Source organism: Lacrimispora sp. YZC11, from assembly GCF_057543815.1.
In genome coordinates, this window is sequence record NZ_BAAJYQ010000006.1 from 87,484 (window position 1) to 104,849 (window position 17,366).

The following is a 17,366-nucleotide window of genomic DNA, read 5'->3' on the forward strand; positions in this document are numbered from 1 at the left end:
ATTAGTCCTCTCTTTCTGTCATGTCCTTTTCTATAGGAATCTGGGATAAATTATCATAAATGCGGTCCATGTATTGCCCCATGGCAGCCAATTCTTCCTTAGAAAAATCACGAAACATCCGTTCTTCTACGTTATGAAAATATTCCCGGCTATGCTCCACCATATGCTTTCCTTTTTCCGTCAGGCAAAGCTTATTCATCCGGTTATCTTCCTGATCCACGGCCCGGGTTATGTATCCCCCTTTTTCCAGCTTCTTTACCGATACTGCTATGGTGGCAGTGGACACATAAAGGCGTTCTGCTATCTCCTTCTGGGATGCATTGGAGTGGTCGGAAAGCATCATGAGAATCTGATGCTGGCTGCGGTACACCCCCGTCTGTCTCAGACGCTCATCAAGGATATAACGGTGCAGCTTCATGATCCTCATATATCTCACCATCACACCATGGGTTGGTGAGAAGTCTCCCTTCAATCCCTTATCCCGGAACGGACACATTGGTTTCATTTGCAAACAATCCCCTTTCTGTTAGCCTCCTAATAATTAGCTAATTAACTATATAGGAGTATATCACCTTACGCCCCGATTTGCAACCCGGTAAATTTTGAAAATTTTGTGAATTTTCTTACTATCATTACCCATTTTTAAGCTTCCATTCCCATGTCCCAAAAACTTTTACGACTACCTGCCCATAAGGTTCTAAATTTTTTATGGTTACAGAAAACGGATCTCACTTCTAACGCTTCACCCGCTCTATTCCTTTGGGAATCTCCATGGAATTGGACAACTTAAGCATCTGGTTCCCCAGTTCTTGGTACTCCTTGCTGCTCAAATCCCTGATCGGCCTTTGCCTTTCATATAATTCATGCATTTTTCCATTCTTTAATGAAAAGCTTTCCGGTGTATGATACTGTAATTCAAAAATCTGGCCGCCAGGTGAGCGCAAGGTGGTGTTGATTCCCTTATAAGGACTCTGCCTGTCAAGCCAGTAATTTTTAATTTCAATCGTATGATACCCTGATTCCCAATAAAGCTCCATAGCGGTTAATGCTTTCTCCGCAAGCTCTTCCGCGGGAGCCGTATAGGTATATCTCAATATGTCCTTTACATCGTACACACGGAAATCCCGGCCATATTTTCTTTGAATCTTTTCCAAATAGGAATCCCTGGATTTTATGCGGTTTTCCACACCTGCCATATCCATTCCTGTCCGCCTTGCCATTGCCCTGACCTGCTTTGTAATTTTAGGTTCACATTCCGCTGCCCTGTAGTAACAGTACATTCCTTTTATATGAGGCCTGATAGCCCTATAATCATACCGCTTTTCATACGGAAGGCGGTTCCGCCACATCTTCTCCCCGCGCATTGTTCTGAATTTCCTTTGATATTTTTTATCATATCTTTCAGTATATGCACCATCCCCTGGAATTGTGTCTATATTATTGCCTGGCGGGTCAAGGAAATCCTGCGGCCGGATATTTATAAAAGCGGAGGCCTGTATTCTATACAGACCTCCGCTTTCCTATTTCTAGTCGCAACGCTCTTCTTCATCCCGACGCCGGCAGCAATGGCAGCGGGGATCATTACACCCAGCTCTGAAACCAGCACAGAACGCTCTTCTTCTTTCCTCTTCACAGTCTTCACGCTCACGTTCGCGTTCACATTCGCGTTCGCGGCAATCGAATCTGTTGCATCTGCAACAATTACACCTACAGTTGTTAAATCTGCAGCCTCCAAAAAAGCAGCACATATTTTACACCCCTTTTTTTATTGATTGTACTATATTATATGGGACGCTTAGACAAGGTGTGAAAAGGGCTGTTTTGTACAGTCAGCCAGTCGGATGCAGCTTGTTCTTTTCTATGGATAAAACACTATAAAACCAAGATCTATATGGGGCTGGGGGCTTAACTATTCCTATTTAAACTTGAAGTACAATAATAAGATGGAGCCAAGTACAATCCGATACCATCCAAATACCGTAAAATCATGTTTCTTAATAAAGCTCATTAAGAACTTAATCACAAAGATAGATACAGCAAATGCAACTGTCGTTCCTATTCCCAGTATTAGTAACTCTGCGCTTGTAAAAGCAAAACCGAATTTCAGTATTTTAATTGCACTTAATCCAAACATAACGGGAACTGCAAGAAAAAAAGTAAACTCGGCAGCCGCCACACGGGTTACCCCTATGAGAAGCGCACCGATTATGGTAGCCCCTGAACGCGAAGTGCCGGGAATAATGGAAAGCACTTGAAACAAACCAATCATTAGGGCCGTTTGATAGGTAATGTCTGATAGCCCATTGGTATTGGGAGTACGGTTTTTGTTCCAACGTTCCACCAATATGAATGCTATGCCATAAATAATTAAAGCTGCTGCAATCACAGCAGGAGTATGAAAATATTTTTCAATATAATCATCAAACAGGATTGTTACGACCGCCCCCGGTATACAAGCGATAACTACTTTAAACCATACAGAAAAAGTTTCCTTCTTTATAACCGTTTTGTTCCTGTCATGGAATTGAAAGGGAAACATCTTATCCCAAAACAAAATTACAACCGCCAAAATCGCTCCAAGCTGAATGACGACAAAGAACATTTCTTTAAAAGCTTCACTTGCGTTTAATTGTAAAAATTCATCGACTATTAACATATGTCCTGTGCTGCTTATAGGCAGCCATTCCGTAATTCCCTCTACAATGCCAAGAAAAATTGCTTTAAGAATTTCCATAAAATCTGATTCCATTATTTTAAATCCTCCCTTTTGAAGTAGTGAAATGCTGTCTTTTTCGTGAAATGCGATTTTGTGCTGGATGGTTTTTTCATTATCAATCCAGATGAGGAAAGAAACAAGAAACCTATTGTCACAGCGAAAAAAAGCTCTGACACCTTTCGTGTCAGATGCCTGTTTTCAAGGGTTTATGGGCTTTTTACCACTTTGGATTGCCTTTTATTAAAAGTGCAACCTTTATCATCAACAGCATAAATAAAAATGCAGTTAAATAGGGCTGACGGGTCATAATAAAAATCAGTATTGCCAGAGTTTGTAAAATTATGGAGCAGGTCTTGCTGGCCCTTAATCCCTTTTCGCTTGCTATAAATTGTATGGCTAGCTCCACGGCTCCCAACATCCCCATTAGAATTAATATCACGAAATATGACGTACGGATTATTTTAGGAGTATCAGAGTAAGCAAGCAATGTTACAGAGCGAATAAAATCACCCTCTTGCTGACCATAAAACGGCAGGAATATAAATGCAATCGCCATTAAATCTAATATTCCGTACATCAAATTATTAATTTTATTTATATTAGAACGGTTTTCGGACTCTGCAAGGGTAATAAGCTCATTACCTGATAATAATTCATCAATAGAGACAGAGAAAACTTTGGATAAACATTTGAGAGATTCAATATTGGGATAGCCTTTACCGCTTTCCCATTTTGAGACAGCCGTCCTTGATACATATAGTTGTTCTGCAAGTTGTTCCTGTGTTAAATTGTTCTGTTTTCTAAGTTGTTGCAGTTTCTCATTAAATTCCACGGTAATCCTCCTGCTGCTTTTTTACTTTTATTCGTCCGTCAACAGTTTTTTCGCATTTCCCGGCAGATTCCCGAACAGTCATATATTCATTGCATCCTTTCAGGGATATATCTATTGTATTCGTTTAACCGAATTGTATCAAGCTAATAAATATTTACAATTATTAATATTTCGCAAAAAATCTGAATTTACATAACTGTGTTTCCAACTCTACTGCCATCATAGTCCGTTTTTTATTGCATTCTCCTTACTTCCAATATATAATAATTACTAAAGACTAATAATAGGGGGGCTTTGTATGAAAAAAATAAAAATTCTCTTGGTAACTGCCTGCATTTCTTTCCTCTTCTCCATTCAATCCTTTGCTGGCTGGGTACAACAGGAAAACGGACAGTGGAATTACGACCAGAACGGAATATTGGTATGCAGCCAGTGGATAGAAGATCAAGGAAGCTGGTACTATTTCGATGCAAACGGCGTGATGCTCACAAATACCACACAAAATATCGATGGTGTAGTTTATAATTTTGATGCAACCGGGAAATGGATCGTTCCAAATTCTTCCTCTTCGATCATTAACAATACCTACAACAATACAGCGATTGGATATTCTCTCCAGATTCCATCCGATTTAGACACAACCGCTTTTGACGGTAATTCAGAAACTTTTGATATATCCTCGCAAAACATAATAATCTCATTTTACAACCAAATAATACCTGAATATCTTGATCCTGCAATATGTGCAACCGTTTTTGAAGCGGGCTTTGTTAGTGGCATAAAAGGAAAGTTATCTTACATAGACAAATCTGATACTCAACTGGGTGAATTTGCGGTTACTAAAACTCGATATCTTTACAATGATGATATCAACCTTGATTTTTACAATTGCACCAGAGGCTATAAAACATTTGTTGTTTGTGCCTTGTACATACCTGAGACCCAGGGAAAAGTACAGGAAATATTAAGTACATTAAAAGAACTACGTTAATCAAAGGTTATAAAAATGCCCGCCTAAAATGGCGGGTTTTCTATTTGGAAACGTAGTATATGCGATTAATCCTTTCTTTCAAAATCATACAGCTCATCTTCCAGTCTTTCTAATTCAATCTCAATAATTCCATTGTCGCGGCAGGTAAAGGTATCCTTTGATCCTATCGGCTGTTTTCTCAAATTGTTACATTTGGGATATATATCCGTCAGGGTAGCATAACAGTACTTTTCCAATTTATTGAAACTTATGTCAAAGCAGTGCTTCTTAATTATTATTTCATCACCTTCTTCAAAGATAGGGCAATAATTATTCTTTTTTACTACTGTCATTTTAATAACTGTCTGAGGGCGGATCTCCATATCTATACCTCCTAAAAGTTAGATCTTGCTGTTATAATTTTTTGCTTCTGAGCTATAGGGGAAGCATATTACTTCCAATATCAGAAATACCTATGGATACAGACCATAAAGTATATAAACATAATCGGTATACCAATGACGAGGGAGATTACGGTTATAGCTGTCTTTGTTTTGCTTACTTCACGAAATAACTTCAGCAGTACCTTATACCCAATGATGCCGGTAATACCACCACAGACATTTAATATAACATCGTCTATGTCAGCAGCACCTAATCCAAAAACAAACTGAATAATCTCTATCGAAATAGATGTAGTAAATACGATCAATAGACTTTTACCAAAAACTTTATTTTTTAGCAATACCTGTAGATACAGGCCATACGGAATGAATACAACTATATTCCCAAGGATATTATGTCTGACCAAAGATTTCGATACATAAATATTCCCGCTTGTGTAATCCCAGATTGTCTTGAATGGTATCAAATTGTAACTACGCAATATTTCACTGCTGCTAGAAATAACGTTGATCCTAAAAAATAGATCAAGCATTAAGAAGACATAGAAAATTGCTATTACATAAAAAGCTATGTTAGATACCTTTTTTATCATATATTACCTCGCATCTACAAATTTAGCCAATGTCCAGCGGTTTGTACCATAGCTTCATATTCTGCATCTTTATAAATAGAATGCATTACTTTACCAAGTAGTCCTGCAATCATTAATCCAGACAAATCGTTATTCTCCTTTAAATAGTGCTTTCATCTATAAATAATCAGTTTTCATGACATAAAAAACTACCAGCTTAATATTGTTAGTTGGTTGTTTTTAGATTCAATTTTGTTGGATTAATATTATACTTATTTTCTATAATGTAAACAGTATACAATTTCACCGTCAATTACTCTGCCATCTGCAACAAATCCAAGTTCTTCGTATAATTTCTTTGCCGTTAAATTTTCTGGTTCAAAGCTCAAATAAACTTTGTCATGATCTGGATCTTGTCTCAATATTGACAATACGCACTGCATAGCTGCGCGGCCATACCCCATTTGCTGATATTTACTATCTATCATGATACGACCTATCCAATAATCTTTATCATCAAAATCCATGCCATACATCACAAATCCCACTAAATCACTGTCGTTATAAACAGCTAACGGAACACATTCAGGCTGCGCTTTTGCTTGTGCTAATGAATATACATTACTCGCAACATAAGCTTTTTGTTCATCAAAAACCGAAAGATTAATAACATCGTGAAAGTTATCACGTGAGATGCTGTTTAATGTTATCATAACGTTTTACCCCTCTCCAATTATTCAAATCTTCGCTAATAGAGTACCATTAAACTTGCAAATTATCAATATTAAGTTTTCAACGAATCATGAAGGGTTATCACAGCCCATAATGAAAATAGGGTATTGGCTCCGCTACTTTTTTTATGCTTGCTTTTGCTGTAGAATCGAATTAGGCAGGACCAAGTTTGACTGTACATTGGTGGATTTGCACCCCGTTTGTTCAACGTAAATGTTTTACCCTTGAGCACAGCATATTGTGGCAGCCTTTGGGCTAGCACGAAAAATCGCGTAGAAAAATTCCTTCAAAGTTCCGGCTTTCGTTTATCAACTTTTATCTCAGATATATTTGGTGCTTCTGGCAGAAACATCATCCTTAATTCTTATAAAATCCACTACATGTCCTCCTGATTATATGTTAAAACATTGTATCAGAGGGGCTTTGTCAATGCCTCGAACTTGCTCCGAAGTTAATTTGGTTGTTATGTATAGTATAATATTGTATAATAAAAAATATGATTACAACAATATAATTAGGAGAGCTAACGCATGAACAAAATATTTGATTTGCCCTATTACGCCGTTATTTTCAAATCAAAAAGAAGTCACGGCGATAATGGTTATTCCAAAACGGCACAAACAATGGTAACAGAAGCTGCAAAGCAGGACGGATTTTTAGGAGCCGACAGTGTAAGAGATGTAGATGGAATAGGAATAACTGTTTCATATTGGACTTCTCTAGAGAGCATAGAAAAATGGAAGTTGAACACTTTACATATGCACGCAAAAGCTTTGGGTAAACAAAAATGGTATGAAGAATACACTATTCGAATCTGTAAGGTCGAGTATGATAACTCGTTTCCTATTTAGCTTTCTGTTGCGACGAGATCGAACAACTGTCATATACTTTTTCTTGCCATTCCAGATAAATTAGTTATAATAATTGTAGTAAAACTCGGCAGAACATTTAGGAATCGTTTTATTATGGTAAAGATTATAATTGTCCAACATCATTTAAGGAGGTATCCATATGAGCCGAGGAATCCATGCCAAATTCAGGTTACTAAAAACAGAAAATGATATTGCATATTATGCTTATGGTGGTTCAGACTTCAGTTTTCCATATGATGAGGATATCTTTAACTCTCTTGACGGAAGAATTCAAATTCCTTTGCATCTTTTCAATGACCGTAATGCGATTGCAGATGCAATTGAAAATAAAATAATTCAGGTTACGCCCTGTTATTATGCCGAATTTAACTTTGAGAATTTCGATATATTCGCCCTAATAACGATTCAAAAAATGATATCCCTTTATCAAACGACCAACCAACTGCCCAAAGAAGGTATGTGGGTCTGTTGATATTTTTTCCCATGCCTTTTCCTTCCTCCCGGTCCTAATTATATTCCTCTTTCCATTCAAGCGGCTCTCCACATTCTTGGCAAAAGTTCTGCCCAAGCTCAATCTCATCATTTCCACACTCCGATCGTATCCATCTACTCCATGCCCTGTTTCAATTTTTATCTTTGCCATCTGTTCTCCTTTTCATTAACTATTCACCTATTCATCACATTCCCATCACATTTCCCTGGTATATTAATAACTGTAAGAGACCATCAGTCTTTTTACAAAACTACTTCATACTAAGCCGGCAGGACCTCCCGTTCTTGCCGGTTCTCCATTTTTATCAGGCAAATTCTAATTCTCCTTATAGTCTCTCAGGACATAATTTAGGAGAATAAAAAACTACTAACCTAATTACTGATAGCTAGTAGTTTTCTTTACATTTTCATTTTATTGGCTTCCCATTATGCTCATAATATGAATGAATCTGCCCATTCTTGCAATCCATTTATAAATCTTGTAGCATGAAAACCATCACAAACAGCATGATGAACTTGCAAAGCTAAGGGTAACATATATTTCTCATTTTCTTCGTAAAACTTTCCAATCGTAAAAATTGGTGGAAAATAGTCATATCCTTTTTGCAGATTTAGATTAAATCCAGTAAAACTTGTCCAAGGAATACATGAAACATTGAAAAGATTACCACTTAAAATAGGCTTAGAATTTACACAATCATTCTCATATTTCAACATATCTTTATGATAATTTTGTATAAAAACAGTATAGTCAAAATCATATTCCGTCCACACATTAGTAAATGTTTCAGTTTCATTATGAAAAATGGTGTAGCAAGGATTACTTGCATCATAATAGCCAACTTGTCCGTTACTATTTAAATCCATACGAAACTCTTTGTGAGAATTTACAACATGGGAAAGTCCAAATAGAATTGTTGGAAATAGCTTTAGTTTATTACACTTTACAGTTTTGTAGAGAGAAGTTATGTCAATGTTCACCGTCATACTAAATGTACAAGGTGAATTATTGTAAAATTGATCGTAAGTATTTTTTCTATTCCACTCATTTTGATTTATTATATTAAAGTTCATTATATTGCCTCCTAAATTTGTTTTGAATATGAATTTAGAAGGCTTTCTTGTTTGTGTCAACCATTTTATTACCTCCGTCAAATATAAATAATCTTCATGAGTAGAATACCAGAATACCTACCAACTATCAATATTAAATTTTCAACGAATCATGAAGGGTTATCACGGCCCATAATGAAAATAGGGTATTGGTTCCGCTACTTTTTTTATGCTTGCTTTTGCTGTAGAATCAAGTTTGAAAGGGAATCCCTTGATGCCTGTCTGAAAACCAAGACCCGGAATCATATCGGTGAGATTCTGGTCGCTGTAAACGGAACCCTTTCCAAATACCAACAGGATTTCCTGAAAATGCTAATGGATCATTATGATTCTCTGAAATCGCATCTTACAGAAATCGAAGTAGCATTGGAAAAAACAATGGCTCCTTTTGCCCTTCAGGTTGAACAGTTAAGCAGCATCTATGGAATCAATACCACTGCTTCCTGTGCAATCATTGCTGAAATTGGTACTGATATGAGCCATTTCAAAACAGCCGAACACATCTGTTCCTGGGCTGGTTTATGCCCTGGCAATAACGAAAGCGCCGGGAAACGAAAAAGCACCTCTAACATAATGCTCAAGATCTTTCAAAAAATTATTTAACATTTTGCATGCGCCTCTTTATAGCCAGAATCCCCACAACAAGGCCTGACAATAGTGCAGCCAATCCAAACAAGTATGAAAGCGGAATCAAAGCAAACGGTTCTACCAGAAATCCTTCTGCTGTCACATAACTGCCGATTATATTATATGCCACCAAGCACCCGACACTAGCTATAATAGAAAAAAGAAATGTGCCTGTGAAAAAAGATAACAATCTATCCTGTTTCCATTTTTTTGCAATATTGTTCATAATTTTTATATCCTCCGTATTTTTAACCGTTTTTATCTCTATGTCAATCTGCTTCAATTCGTCACGGCACTTTTCACAGGTTAATAAATGATCCTCAATTAATTTGCGGCTGTCCTCACTGCATACATTATCGTGATACAATGGGAGCAGGTCCTTTATTATTTCGCAGGTTATTCGCATTCTATTTTCTCCTTTAATTTCATTTTTGCACGATGGTAAGTGACCCTTGCCCAGCTTTCTGTTTTTTCAAATAAGCACCCTATCTGTGAAAAGGATAAATCTCCAAACACCCGCAGCATAAAAACCTCCTTATATGGTTCGCCTAAGCTATGAAGTTCTTTGTGAATTTTAAATACAGATTCTTTCGATAACAGGCTCTGCTCTATCGTTGAATCAACAAGAATATCTTCCGTCTCAGTCAAGTTTTCATGATACTTTTCTTTCTTTTTGTATGTGAAAAATGTATTTTTTGCAATTTGACATAACCACACATAGAGCTTGCACTTCCCATCAAATTTATCGATATTTTTTAGAGCCTTAAAAAATGTCTCTTGTGTTATTTCTTCCGCAATCATTTCATCTCTACTTATTGACAAAACATATTTATAGACATCCTTGAAGTAAAGACTGTATATTTCATTGAAGTCCGTCACTTTCTCACCTCGCTTTCATACATAAGACTACGGAGAATCGAATTCGTTACAATTATTTTTTAAATATTAACGTGTCTCTTTGACTCACTAATTAAAGATTACCCTATATCCAACTAACTATCTATAAAAAGAGAGCTTATTCAGGCTGCTCATTATGAGACCCCTGAACAAGCTCGAAATGATATTTTTAAATACATTGAATTATATTATAATACCAAAAGGATTCATTCTGCTCTTGGGTATATAACTCCCGCTCAATTTGAAGAACAAAATTAATAAAATCCGCTTAACTTTGTGTCTGCAAAACCTTGACAGCTCCAAACCTTTAATTTTTAATACTGTCTACTTGACAGGGAGCGGTTCATACTTCGAGTTAGTAGTTTTCTATATTTATTCATTTTTATTGACTAAGTATTATGTCATAATCTTTCTAACATATCATAACTCAATACCCGAAATACTTGACGAAACTTTTGAAACCCATCCTGCCCGATAATATAAATATTTGGCATATAGGACATTCTTTTTTTTGAGTATGCAATACGTTCCAAACCATTGTCTACAGCCGTATGGTTACTTAAAGCCACATCTACTTTTTTACTCATTGCTTCATTAATAAAGTAATCCAATGACTTTAGAGTAATCTACCGAAACAACGGCCCTTTTGACAGTCTAAATGAAATTTATAAAGTTCTTTATTTTTCACCTATATGCAGGTGCTTTATATGCAGGTTCTAATCCATTCTGCTCATTATAAGCATATTGCAAAAGGTCATATAATTCATTTGTGATAATTTCTGGTTTAAAATATCCATCAAGCATATTAGTTATTTTTAAAGCATATTCTGATGGTACAGGTCTACCGTCAATTTGTTTGAGTATATCTTCTTTCATATCTTTTAGGGTATCAAATTTCTTTGGCATAGGAAGGACATACATCTTTGCCAAAATACCAACTGCACAACAGCATTCATTTATTGAGGTCAGCAGAATTCCTTGAAACTGTGATTTAATCTCTATCGCTTGCTTATTGATAAAAAATACCATAATGATTTTCCTTTGTTTTTATTAATGTATTCCAGTTTGATTTATTCAAAAAACATGCCAAAAATCTACATTATGTAGATTCTCGGCATATAACTCAGATACTTTGTTCAATTTCTGCTTTGGATATAAGTAATTCCTTTAATTCCGATATAGACATATTTTGTTCTTCCAGTATTGTTGAAACTTCTTTAAATTCTTCCAATTTAATTTCATCTTGTATTTGTTTTAATCTTTCTTCTTGAGTCTTAATGGCAGTCTTATATTGCTCTATCGCATCTTGTGTACTTTTTAGTTCTTCTCGAAGTTTTTCAAGTGACGATTTGCGAACTCCTCTGGGCATTGATTATTGCCTCCTTTTAATTATTTAGATAAAAAGATTATTACACGAAGAAAATTTTTTAAACCATATCTTTACTTTACCTACAAGTTTAATCCAATTGGTAAAGATACTCTCTTGATAAATACACATAATAAGTATAACAAAAGCAGAGAATAAATCAACTAAAATTATTGTTACAAATTTTGACCCGCATACGCATGTAAATACAATTTCCCCCACATTTGTACCCCGCTTATAGCGTTTTACAGCACTTTATAACGGTCCGAAACGGTCTGAGACTGAAATTTTACATAAATAAAAAAGCCGTAAACCCTTTATTTAAAGGCATTTAACGGCTTTTTACATTGAGTGGAGCAGACGGGAGTTGAACCCGTGTCCAAAAACCAATTCCCTGTTCTTCTACTATCATAGTTAGTTTATTGACATTCCCTCCACCGCCCGGGAACTAACACCCTGACAGCTTCAGTAGCTTCATATTACGACCGTATGCTCAAAGCTTTGCAAACGTCGTTTCTCACATAGTCGATGCCGGGATCTTAAAGTGTGAGTGCCTTAAGGCCGACAAGCTGCATTAAGCAGCTAAAGCTAATTCGTTATTGTTAGCGTTTATATTTAGGTTTGCCATTTAACGCATCGCATGCGGATAGCTTCACCAGCTGCATAGCCCCTGTCGAAACCAGTACTGCCCCTGACTGGTACTCTTCTGGAGAGCATTCTCATACTAACATGAATGAAATCAATTGTCAAGACCTGTGCATTTCCCTGCCGCTATTAACTTGTGGCAATGCTGCCTTAAGATTCACCTTATTCCTTTTTTTGGTTTTTAATGCTTTCTCTTATCAAGCATTTCATCAAAAATTCTGTTTTAAACAGCAGGAAAAGCACACATCCGCTAAAATCTATTTCGCCTGCAATGCAGCCATTGTAAAATAATTATAGGGCTGATTAAAATGAGGAAGGAAGAAAATATCCGTCAGCTTTAACCGGTCGATGGTGACCTGTTCCTGAATGGCAAGGGAGAACATGTGTATTGCCATGGAAATATCATATTCCGAACATAATTGTGCTCCCAGAATGATGCGGGTCTTCTTATCATATACGATCCTGATTTTCACCTTGTAATTGTCATGATCAATAAAGGCCGGTTTTTGGGTATCCTCATAATCCACCGCCTCCGCATCATACCCCAGCTTTTTAGCTTTTGCATAGGTAATTCCTGTAGAGACCATCTTCAGATTCCAGATGCAGATTCCATTGGATCCCTGAACGCCGATGGATTCCAGGGGCGTGCCGCAGACATTATGGGCAGCCACGATTCCGGAACGGACGGCATTGGTAGCCAGGGCAATATAGTTTGTTTTTTGGATGGAGTTATCAAAAATGGTTGCACAATCGCCGATTGCATATACATCCAGGCGGCTGGTCTGCTGCCGTTTGTCAACTAAATACGCTCCATTGCAGAATAGTTCAAGATCCTCCTTGCCTAACTGGTTGTTAGGCTTAAAGCCGATTCCCAGTATTACCATATCAGCATGGTATTTCTTTTTATCGGTGACCACCTTTTCCACCTTGCCGTTTCCTTCAAGCTTTGTCACGATTTCGTTATAAACCACCTGAATGCCATGGCTTGCCAGGTTTTCGGACATAATATCTGAAAACTCCTGATCGTAATAGCTTGACAGACAGGTGTGCATATTGTCGATCAGGGTGACATTTTTTCCCACACGGCGGAAAGCTTCCGCTAATTCAACGCCGATATACCCTGCCCCTACCACAACTACATCCTTTATAGAGTCATGGTGCAGCTTATCAATGACATCCTTCGCATTCTGAAACAGCTTCACAAATTGGACGTTGTCCAGCTCTTTTCCTTCAATATCAGGAGATATGGGCAGAGAACCTGACGCAAGAATCAGTTTATCGTATTCCTGCTGGTATCTCTGTCCATACTTTCCCACAGCGTAAACAATCTTATTATCATAATCAATGCGGTCCACTTTGGTTTCCATGTAGACCTTTGCGCCCTTTTCTTCAAAAATATCTTTGCTGCAATAAAACAGGCCATCGGAGGAGTGAATCTGGTCCCCAATCCAAAGAGCCATACCACAGCCCAGAAAACTGATGTTGTCATTGGAATCAAATATAATGACTTTCTTGTCCTTATAATTATCTAAAATTGTATTTATTGCTGCCGTTCCGGCATGGTTTGCGCCAATTACCACAATGCGTTCCATAAATAGCCTCCTTAATAATTGTTTTTCTTATTATAACACATCGTTAAAATAAAAACAATTATTATTATCGAAATTCACCTGTTTTTTACGGCAAAACTTTACCTGCTACAGGTCATCCACCAGAGCACTGCTTTTTGCATAGGCCGTACTTTTCGCTTCAAAAAAATCAGTTTTGATCAAATTGGCATTGCTGTACTGATTAACCCATAACATGCTTTCCGGTTCCCTGTCATGGCCCTCATAAATCCGCTCCCAGCCAAGGCTTGCACAGCGTAAATTTCCCAGATACATGATATAGTCTGTGATCATTTCCCTTGTAAGCCCTGGTACTTCATCTCCGATGGCATAGCAGCCCCAGGTGATTTCCTGCTCACAGCCTTCCCTTATCATGCCCCGGTAAATCTCCACCCGTTCCCTGGTAAAAAGCTCCGGTTCTTCTTTTTCCAGTTCCAGAATGATATTGCGGAACAGCCACAAATGAGTGTTCTCATCCCGGTTAATGTAACGGATCTCCTGGGAGGAGCCGGTCATTTTATGGTTCCGTCCCAGGTTATAGAAGAACATGAATCCGCTGTAAAAATACACGCCTTCCAGAATAAAATTAGCCACAACCGTTTTCATGAAAGCAAATGCACTCTTGTCCTTTTGAAACTCATTGTACAGGTCGCCGATAAAGGTATTGCGGGCAAGAAGATGGGGGTCGCTCTTCCACAGATAGAGCACCTCATTCCGTGTCTGAGGTTCACAGATGGTATCCAGCATATAGCTGTAGCTCTGGCTGTGTACCGCCTCCTGAAAGGTTTGAATGGAAAGGCAGAGATTGATCTCATTGGCAGTCACATATTCTCCCAGGGCCGGTAAATTAGCGGTCTGGATGCTGTCTAAAAACACCAGAAAGGATAGTATCTTATCATAAGCTCTCCGCTCCTGCGGACTTAATAAGGGATAATCCTTCCTGTCCCTGCTTAGATTAATTTCTTCAGGTATCCAGAAATTATTCATCGCCTGCCGGTACCAGTCGCTTACCCAGGTGTATTTCATATTGTTAAAATCATTGAGGTTTGTTGTGTTGCCGTTAATCATCCGCCGTTTCCTTACCTCAATCTCCCCATCGGGATGAAATAGGGGTCTTTTTTTTAATTGTTCCATATCAATCTCTCCAGACTCTCTTATTTTATTTTCGTCTATCGTCCGCCTTAGCTGGAGCAGGCTTCGCATTCATCCACTTCCAGGCTTTTGGAACGGATGTAGTAAATGGTTTTTACACCTTGTTCCCATGCCAGGATATAAAGCCCCAGCACCTGACGGAGGGTGTAATCATTGGTTATATAAAGGTTCATGCTCTGGGCCTGGTCCACATGGCGCTGCCGGATTCCAGCCGCCCGTACAGACCAGCTTTGGTCAATATAATGGGCATTTTTATATTTCCAAAATGTTTCCGGCGATAAGTCCGGGGCCACCCGGGGAACCAGACCGTTCTTTTTTTCCTCCAGATAATACCGGTTCATGACAGGATCCAGTCCTGCCGTGGTTCCGGCGATCATGCTGGTGCTGCTGGTTGGCGCGATGGCGATGAGCCAGCCATTTCTTATGCCTTTTGCTGCCACCTTTTTCTGTAGGAGCTTCCACTTTTCAGAGCAATATCCCCGTTTATTAAAATAAGCACCTGTCTGCCATTCACTGCCTTCGTACAGGTCATATTTTCCTTTTTCTCCGGCAAAATCACAGCTTGCTTCAATTGCCGCGTAATTGATTGCCTCAAACACCCTGTCGGCAAATTTCAGATGTTCCTCTGACTCCCAGGAAATCCCGTTCTTTGCCAGCATATGATGATATCCGCTTACTCCCAGTCCCACCGGACGGTAGCGGAGGTTGGTGACCTTTGCATAGGGCACAGGGAAAAAATTCAAATCAATCACATTGTCCAATGCCCGGACCGCACTTCTTGTTAACTCCATCAGCTCACGATCGTCCTTAAGGTCAATCTTTCCCAGGGAAAGGCTGGCTAAGTTGCACACTACAAAATCTCCCGGTTTTGTTACGGTGACCACCACAGTCTCTCCGTCCACTGTCTGTATCTGCTGATCCACCTGGTCAACCCCGCTCATGTTCTGGGCAATTTCCGTACACAGGTTGCTGCAGTAAATAATACCGCTGTGGCTGTTGGGATTGGCTTCATTGACTATATCCCGGTTAAAGGTAAAGGGCGTTCCTGTTTCCACAGCGCTCTTTAAAACCAGGCGGATGATGTCTTTTATGGGAATGATCCGCTTGTGAATGCGGCTGTCGTTGACACAGTCCAAGTAGCGCTCCTCCCATTGGGCTCCATAAGAGTCCTCCAAGGCCCAGCCCTTTATTGTCAGGATTTCATGAGGGCACATTAAATACCAGTCTCCCTCTATATTCTCTTTTGCTTGCTTCCAGAACAGGTTGGGATAACAGACAGCCGGAAAAACATCATGGGCTTTCATGCGGTCGTCCCCATTATTGGTCTTAAGAGTCAGAAACTCCGGCAGATCCTTGTGCCAGACATCCAGGTAAACCGCCACAGCTCCCTGCCGCACCCCCAGCTGGTCTACTGCCACAGCCGTATCATTCGCCAGCTTGATCCAACGGATCACACCACCGGCAGCCCCCTTAAAGCCGCGGATCGCACTCCCTGCGGCGCGGACTTTTCCAAAATAAAGGCCCATGCCTCCTCCGAACTTACTGACCTTTGCAAAGCTGTCTATACTTCGGTAAATGCCATCTAAGCTGTCCGGAACGGTATCGATAAAACAGGAGGAAAGCTGATGGTAAGGCTTTCTTGCGTTTGAGAGGGTCGGCGTTGCCATAGTGACCTTCAAAGTACTGAGCATATCATAAAACCTCTTTACCCAGGTATCCCGGTCATCCTTTTCCAGCATGGCAAGATGCATGGCGATTCCAAGAAACATTTCCTGGGGCGTCTCTAAAGGTGCATTCTGGCGGCTGCGGATCACATAACGGTTTAGCAACAGTTCCAGACCGGAATAATTGAACAGATGGTTTCTGCTATGGTCCATATACGCTTCATACCGGTCAATTTCATCCTTCTTATAGTTCTCCAGAATGTAATCCCCGTAAAGCCCGTCCTCTGTCAGAAAACATATTTTATCGTAAAAGCTTCCGATCTTCCTCCGGTCCAGCTCTTCCTTTAACCTGGTTTCAAAGCGCAGCATGAGCAGTCTTGCTCCTATATACTCCCAGTCCGGTGCCTCCTGGGTTGTCAGCTCCACCGCTGCCTGGGTGAGCGCCTTAAACCGTTCACCAAGGTTCATATTTTTCTTACAGAACCCTGTGAATTTAACGGAGAGGTGACAGAGGCCATATGATGTGGAATCCCAATCCTTCCGGATTCCGTCTAAAACTCCTTCCAGCTCCGGCACCTCTTTAAAATATTCCAGGATTTCCTGTTTTCCAACTGTTTTTTCCATTTATAATTCCCGCCATTCCAAGTTTTATATTAATATGAATAACTGTTATTGATCTCATATGTAAAAATATACCACAACATA

20 protein-coding genes, 1 other RNA gene and 2 pseudogenes are annotated in these 17,366 nt (G+C 39.0%); 5 read left to right on the forward strand and 18 right to left on the reverse strand.

Annotation, left to right across the window (positions count from 1 at the left end):
• Position 1 precedes the first annotated feature (1 nt).
• The 5 genes from AC27IJ_RS06635 to AC27IJ_RS06655 form a co-directional block, all read right to left on the reverse strand.
• Complete coding sequence (locus AC27IJ_RS06635; protein ID WP_312447985.1) at positions 2–505, reverse strand: MarR family winged helix-turn-helix transcriptional regulator; 504 nt, start codon at positions 503–505, stop codon at positions 2–4.
• A 229-nt stretch (positions 506–734) separates the two neighbouring features.
• The gene (locus AC27IJ_RS06640; RefSeq protein WP_312447982.1) at positions 735–1,364 is read right to left on the reverse strand and encodes a hypothetical protein; all 630 of its coding nucleotides are present in this window, start codon (positions 1,362–1,364) and stop codon (positions 735–737) included.
• Positions 1,365–1,477: 113 nt separating this feature from the next.
• Positions 1,478–1,735 carry a hypothetical protein gene (locus AC27IJ_RS06645; protein WP_312447979.1) on the reverse strand — a complete coding sequence of 86 codons (258 nt, stop codon included), beginning with the start codon at positions 1,733–1,735 and terminating at the stop codon, positions 1,478–1,480.
• A 180-nt stretch (positions 1,736–1,915) separates the two neighbouring features.
• Complete coding sequence (locus AC27IJ_RS06650) at positions 1,916–2,749, reverse strand: undecaprenyl-diphosphate phosphatase (RefSeq protein WP_313257890.1); 834 nt, start codon at positions 2,747–2,749, stop codon at positions 1,916–1,918.
• A 184-nt stretch (positions 2,750–2,933) separates the two neighbouring features.
• The gene (locus AC27IJ_RS06655) at positions 2,934–3,548 is read right to left on the reverse strand and encodes a helix-turn-helix domain-containing protein (protein WP_312447976.1); all 615 of its coding nucleotides are present in this window, start codon (positions 3,546–3,548) and stop codon (positions 2,934–2,936) included.
• A gap of 298 nt (positions 3,549–3,846) precedes the next feature.
• Here AC27IJ_RS06655 and AC27IJ_RS06660 point away from each other — a divergent pair, with 298 nt between their 5' ends.
• Complete coding sequence (locus AC27IJ_RS06660) at positions 3,847–4,539, forward strand: hypothetical protein (protein ID WP_313257889.1); 693 nt, start codon at positions 3,847–3,849, stop codon at positions 4,537–4,539.
• 65 nt (positions 4,540–4,604) lie between these two features.
• Here the strand turns inward: AC27IJ_RS06660 and AC27IJ_RS06665 are convergent, their stop codons facing one another.
• The 3 genes from AC27IJ_RS06665 to AC27IJ_RS06675 all read right to left on the reverse strand — a co-directional run bounded on the left by AC27IJ_RS06665 (position 4,605) and on the right by AC27IJ_RS06675 (position 6,207).
• A complete protein-coding gene (locus tag AC27IJ_RS06665; protein ID WP_312447970.1) occupies positions 4,605–4,901 on the reverse strand; it encodes a hypothetical protein in 297 nt (98 codons plus the stop codon).
• An 80-nt stretch (positions 4,902–4,981) separates the two neighbouring features.
• The gene (locus AC27IJ_RS06670; protein WP_442913801.1) at positions 4,982–5,515 is read right to left on the reverse strand and encodes a VanZ family protein; all 534 of its coding nucleotides are present in this window, start codon (positions 5,513–5,515) and stop codon (positions 4,982–4,984) included.
• Between the two features lie 251 nt (positions 5,516–5,766).
• Positions 5,767–6,207 (reverse strand): GNAT family N-acetyltransferase, encoded by a 441-nt coding sequence (locus AC27IJ_RS06675; RefSeq protein WP_312501145.1) that lies wholly within the window; start codon positions 6,205–6,207, stop codon positions 5,767–5,769.
• A gap of 549 nt (positions 6,208–6,756) precedes the next feature.
• On the opposite strand from AC27IJ_RS06675, the gene AC27IJ_RS06680 reads away from it, so the two are divergent.
• Both AC27IJ_RS06680 and AC27IJ_RS06685 read left to right on the forward strand, forming a co-directional pair.
• The gene (locus tag AC27IJ_RS06680; RefSeq protein ID WP_312501147.1) at positions 6,757–7,077 is read left to right on the forward strand and encodes an antibiotic biosynthesis monooxygenase family protein; all 321 of its coding nucleotides are present in this window, start codon (positions 6,757–6,759) and stop codon (positions 7,075–7,077) included.
• Positions 7,078–7,237: 160 nt separating this feature from the next.
• A complete protein-coding gene (locus tag AC27IJ_RS06685) occupies positions 7,238–7,570 on the forward strand; it encodes a hypothetical protein (protein WP_312447964.1) in 333 nt (110 codons plus the stop codon).
• A gap of 452 nt (positions 7,571–8,022) precedes the next feature.
• Here AC27IJ_RS06685 and catA read toward each other — a convergent pair whose 3' ends face one another.
• Positions 8,023–8,664: a type A chloramphenicol O-acetyltransferase gene (gene catA / locus AC27IJ_RS06690; RefSeq protein WP_312447962.1), complete on the reverse strand. Its 642-nt coding sequence runs from the start codon at positions 8,662–8,664 to the stop codon at positions 8,023–8,025.
• A 249-nt stretch (positions 8,665–8,913) separates the two neighbouring features.
• Here catA and AC27IJ_RS06695 point away from each other — a divergent pair.
• Positions 8,914–9,264, forward strand: a pseudogene (locus AC27IJ_RS06695) (transposase); the annotation flags it as partial.
• Positions 9,265–9,298: 34 nt separating this feature from the next.
• On the opposite strand, the gene AC27IJ_RS06700 reads toward AC27IJ_RS06695, so the two are convergent.
• The 3 genes and pseudogenes from AC27IJ_RS06700 to AC27IJ_RS06710 all read right to left on the reverse strand — a co-directional run bounded on the left by AC27IJ_RS06700 (position 9,299) and on the right by AC27IJ_RS06710 (position 10,209).
• Entirely contained in the window at positions 9,299–9,556 is a 258-nt protein-coding gene (locus AC27IJ_RS06700; protein ID WP_312448064.1) for a DUF3955 domain-containing protein, read from the reverse strand.
• A 111-nt stretch (positions 9,557–9,667) separates the two neighbouring features.
• A pseudogene (locus tag AC27IJ_RS06705) lies at positions 9,668–9,736 on the reverse strand (DUF3955 domain-containing protein); the annotation flags it as partial.
• The gene (locus AC27IJ_RS06710; protein ID WP_312447958.1) at positions 9,727–10,209 is read right to left on the reverse strand and encodes an RNA polymerase sigma factor; all 483 of its coding nucleotides are present in this window, start codon (positions 10,207–10,209) and stop codon (positions 9,727–9,729) included. The gene AC27IJ_RS06710 and the pseudogene AC27IJ_RS06705, both read right to left, overlap by 10 nt.
• 123 nt (positions 10,210–10,332) lie before the next feature.
• On the opposite strand from AC27IJ_RS06710, the gene AC27IJ_RS06715 reads away from it, so the two are divergent.
• Complete coding sequence (locus tag AC27IJ_RS06715; RefSeq protein ID WP_442913735.1) at positions 10,333–10,485, forward strand: IS3 family transposase; 153 nt, start codon at positions 10,333–10,335, stop codon at positions 10,483–10,485.
• Between the two features lie 426 nt (positions 10,486–10,911).
• On the opposite strand, the gene AC27IJ_RS06720 is transcribed toward AC27IJ_RS06715, so the two are convergent.
• The 6 genes from AC27IJ_RS06720 to AC27IJ_RS06745 all read right to left on the reverse strand — a co-directional run bounded on the left by AC27IJ_RS06720 (position 10,912) and on the right by AC27IJ_RS06745 (position 17,285).
• The gene (locus AC27IJ_RS06720; RefSeq protein WP_487148122.1) at positions 10,912–11,256 is read right to left on the reverse strand and encodes a DUF3837 family protein; all 345 of its coding nucleotides are present in this window, start codon (positions 11,254–11,256) and stop codon (positions 10,912–10,914) included.
• Between the two features lie 94 nt (positions 11,257–11,350).
• Positions 11,351–11,596: a hypothetical protein gene (locus AC27IJ_RS06725; RefSeq protein ID WP_312447952.1), complete on the reverse strand. Its 246-nt coding sequence runs from the start codon at positions 11,594–11,596 to the stop codon at positions 11,351–11,353.
• A 346-nt stretch (positions 11,597–11,942) separates the two neighbouring features.
• Positions 11,943–12,285: a transfer-messenger RNA gene (gene ssrA, locus AC27IJ_RS06730) on the reverse strand.
• A 210-nt stretch (positions 12,286–12,495) separates the two neighbouring features.
• Positions 12,496–13,830, reverse strand: coding sequence for a H2O-forming NADH oxidase (gene nox / locus AC27IJ_RS06735; RefSeq protein WP_487148124.1), 1,335 nt, complete (start codon positions 13,828–13,830; stop codon positions 12,496–12,498).
• 105 nt (positions 13,831–13,935) lie between these two features.
• Positions 13,936–14,979, reverse strand: coding sequence for a ribonucleotide-diphosphate reductase subunit beta (locus AC27IJ_RS06740; RefSeq protein WP_312443255.1), 1,044 nt, complete (start codon positions 14,977–14,979; stop codon positions 13,936–13,938).
• A 47-nt stretch (positions 14,980–15,026) separates the two neighbouring features.
• A complete protein-coding gene (locus AC27IJ_RS06745; protein ID WP_312443254.1) occupies positions 15,027–17,285 on the reverse strand; it encodes a ribonucleoside-diphosphate reductase subunit alpha in 2,259 nt (752 codons plus the stop codon).
• Positions 17,286–17,366: the final 81 nt, after the last annotated feature.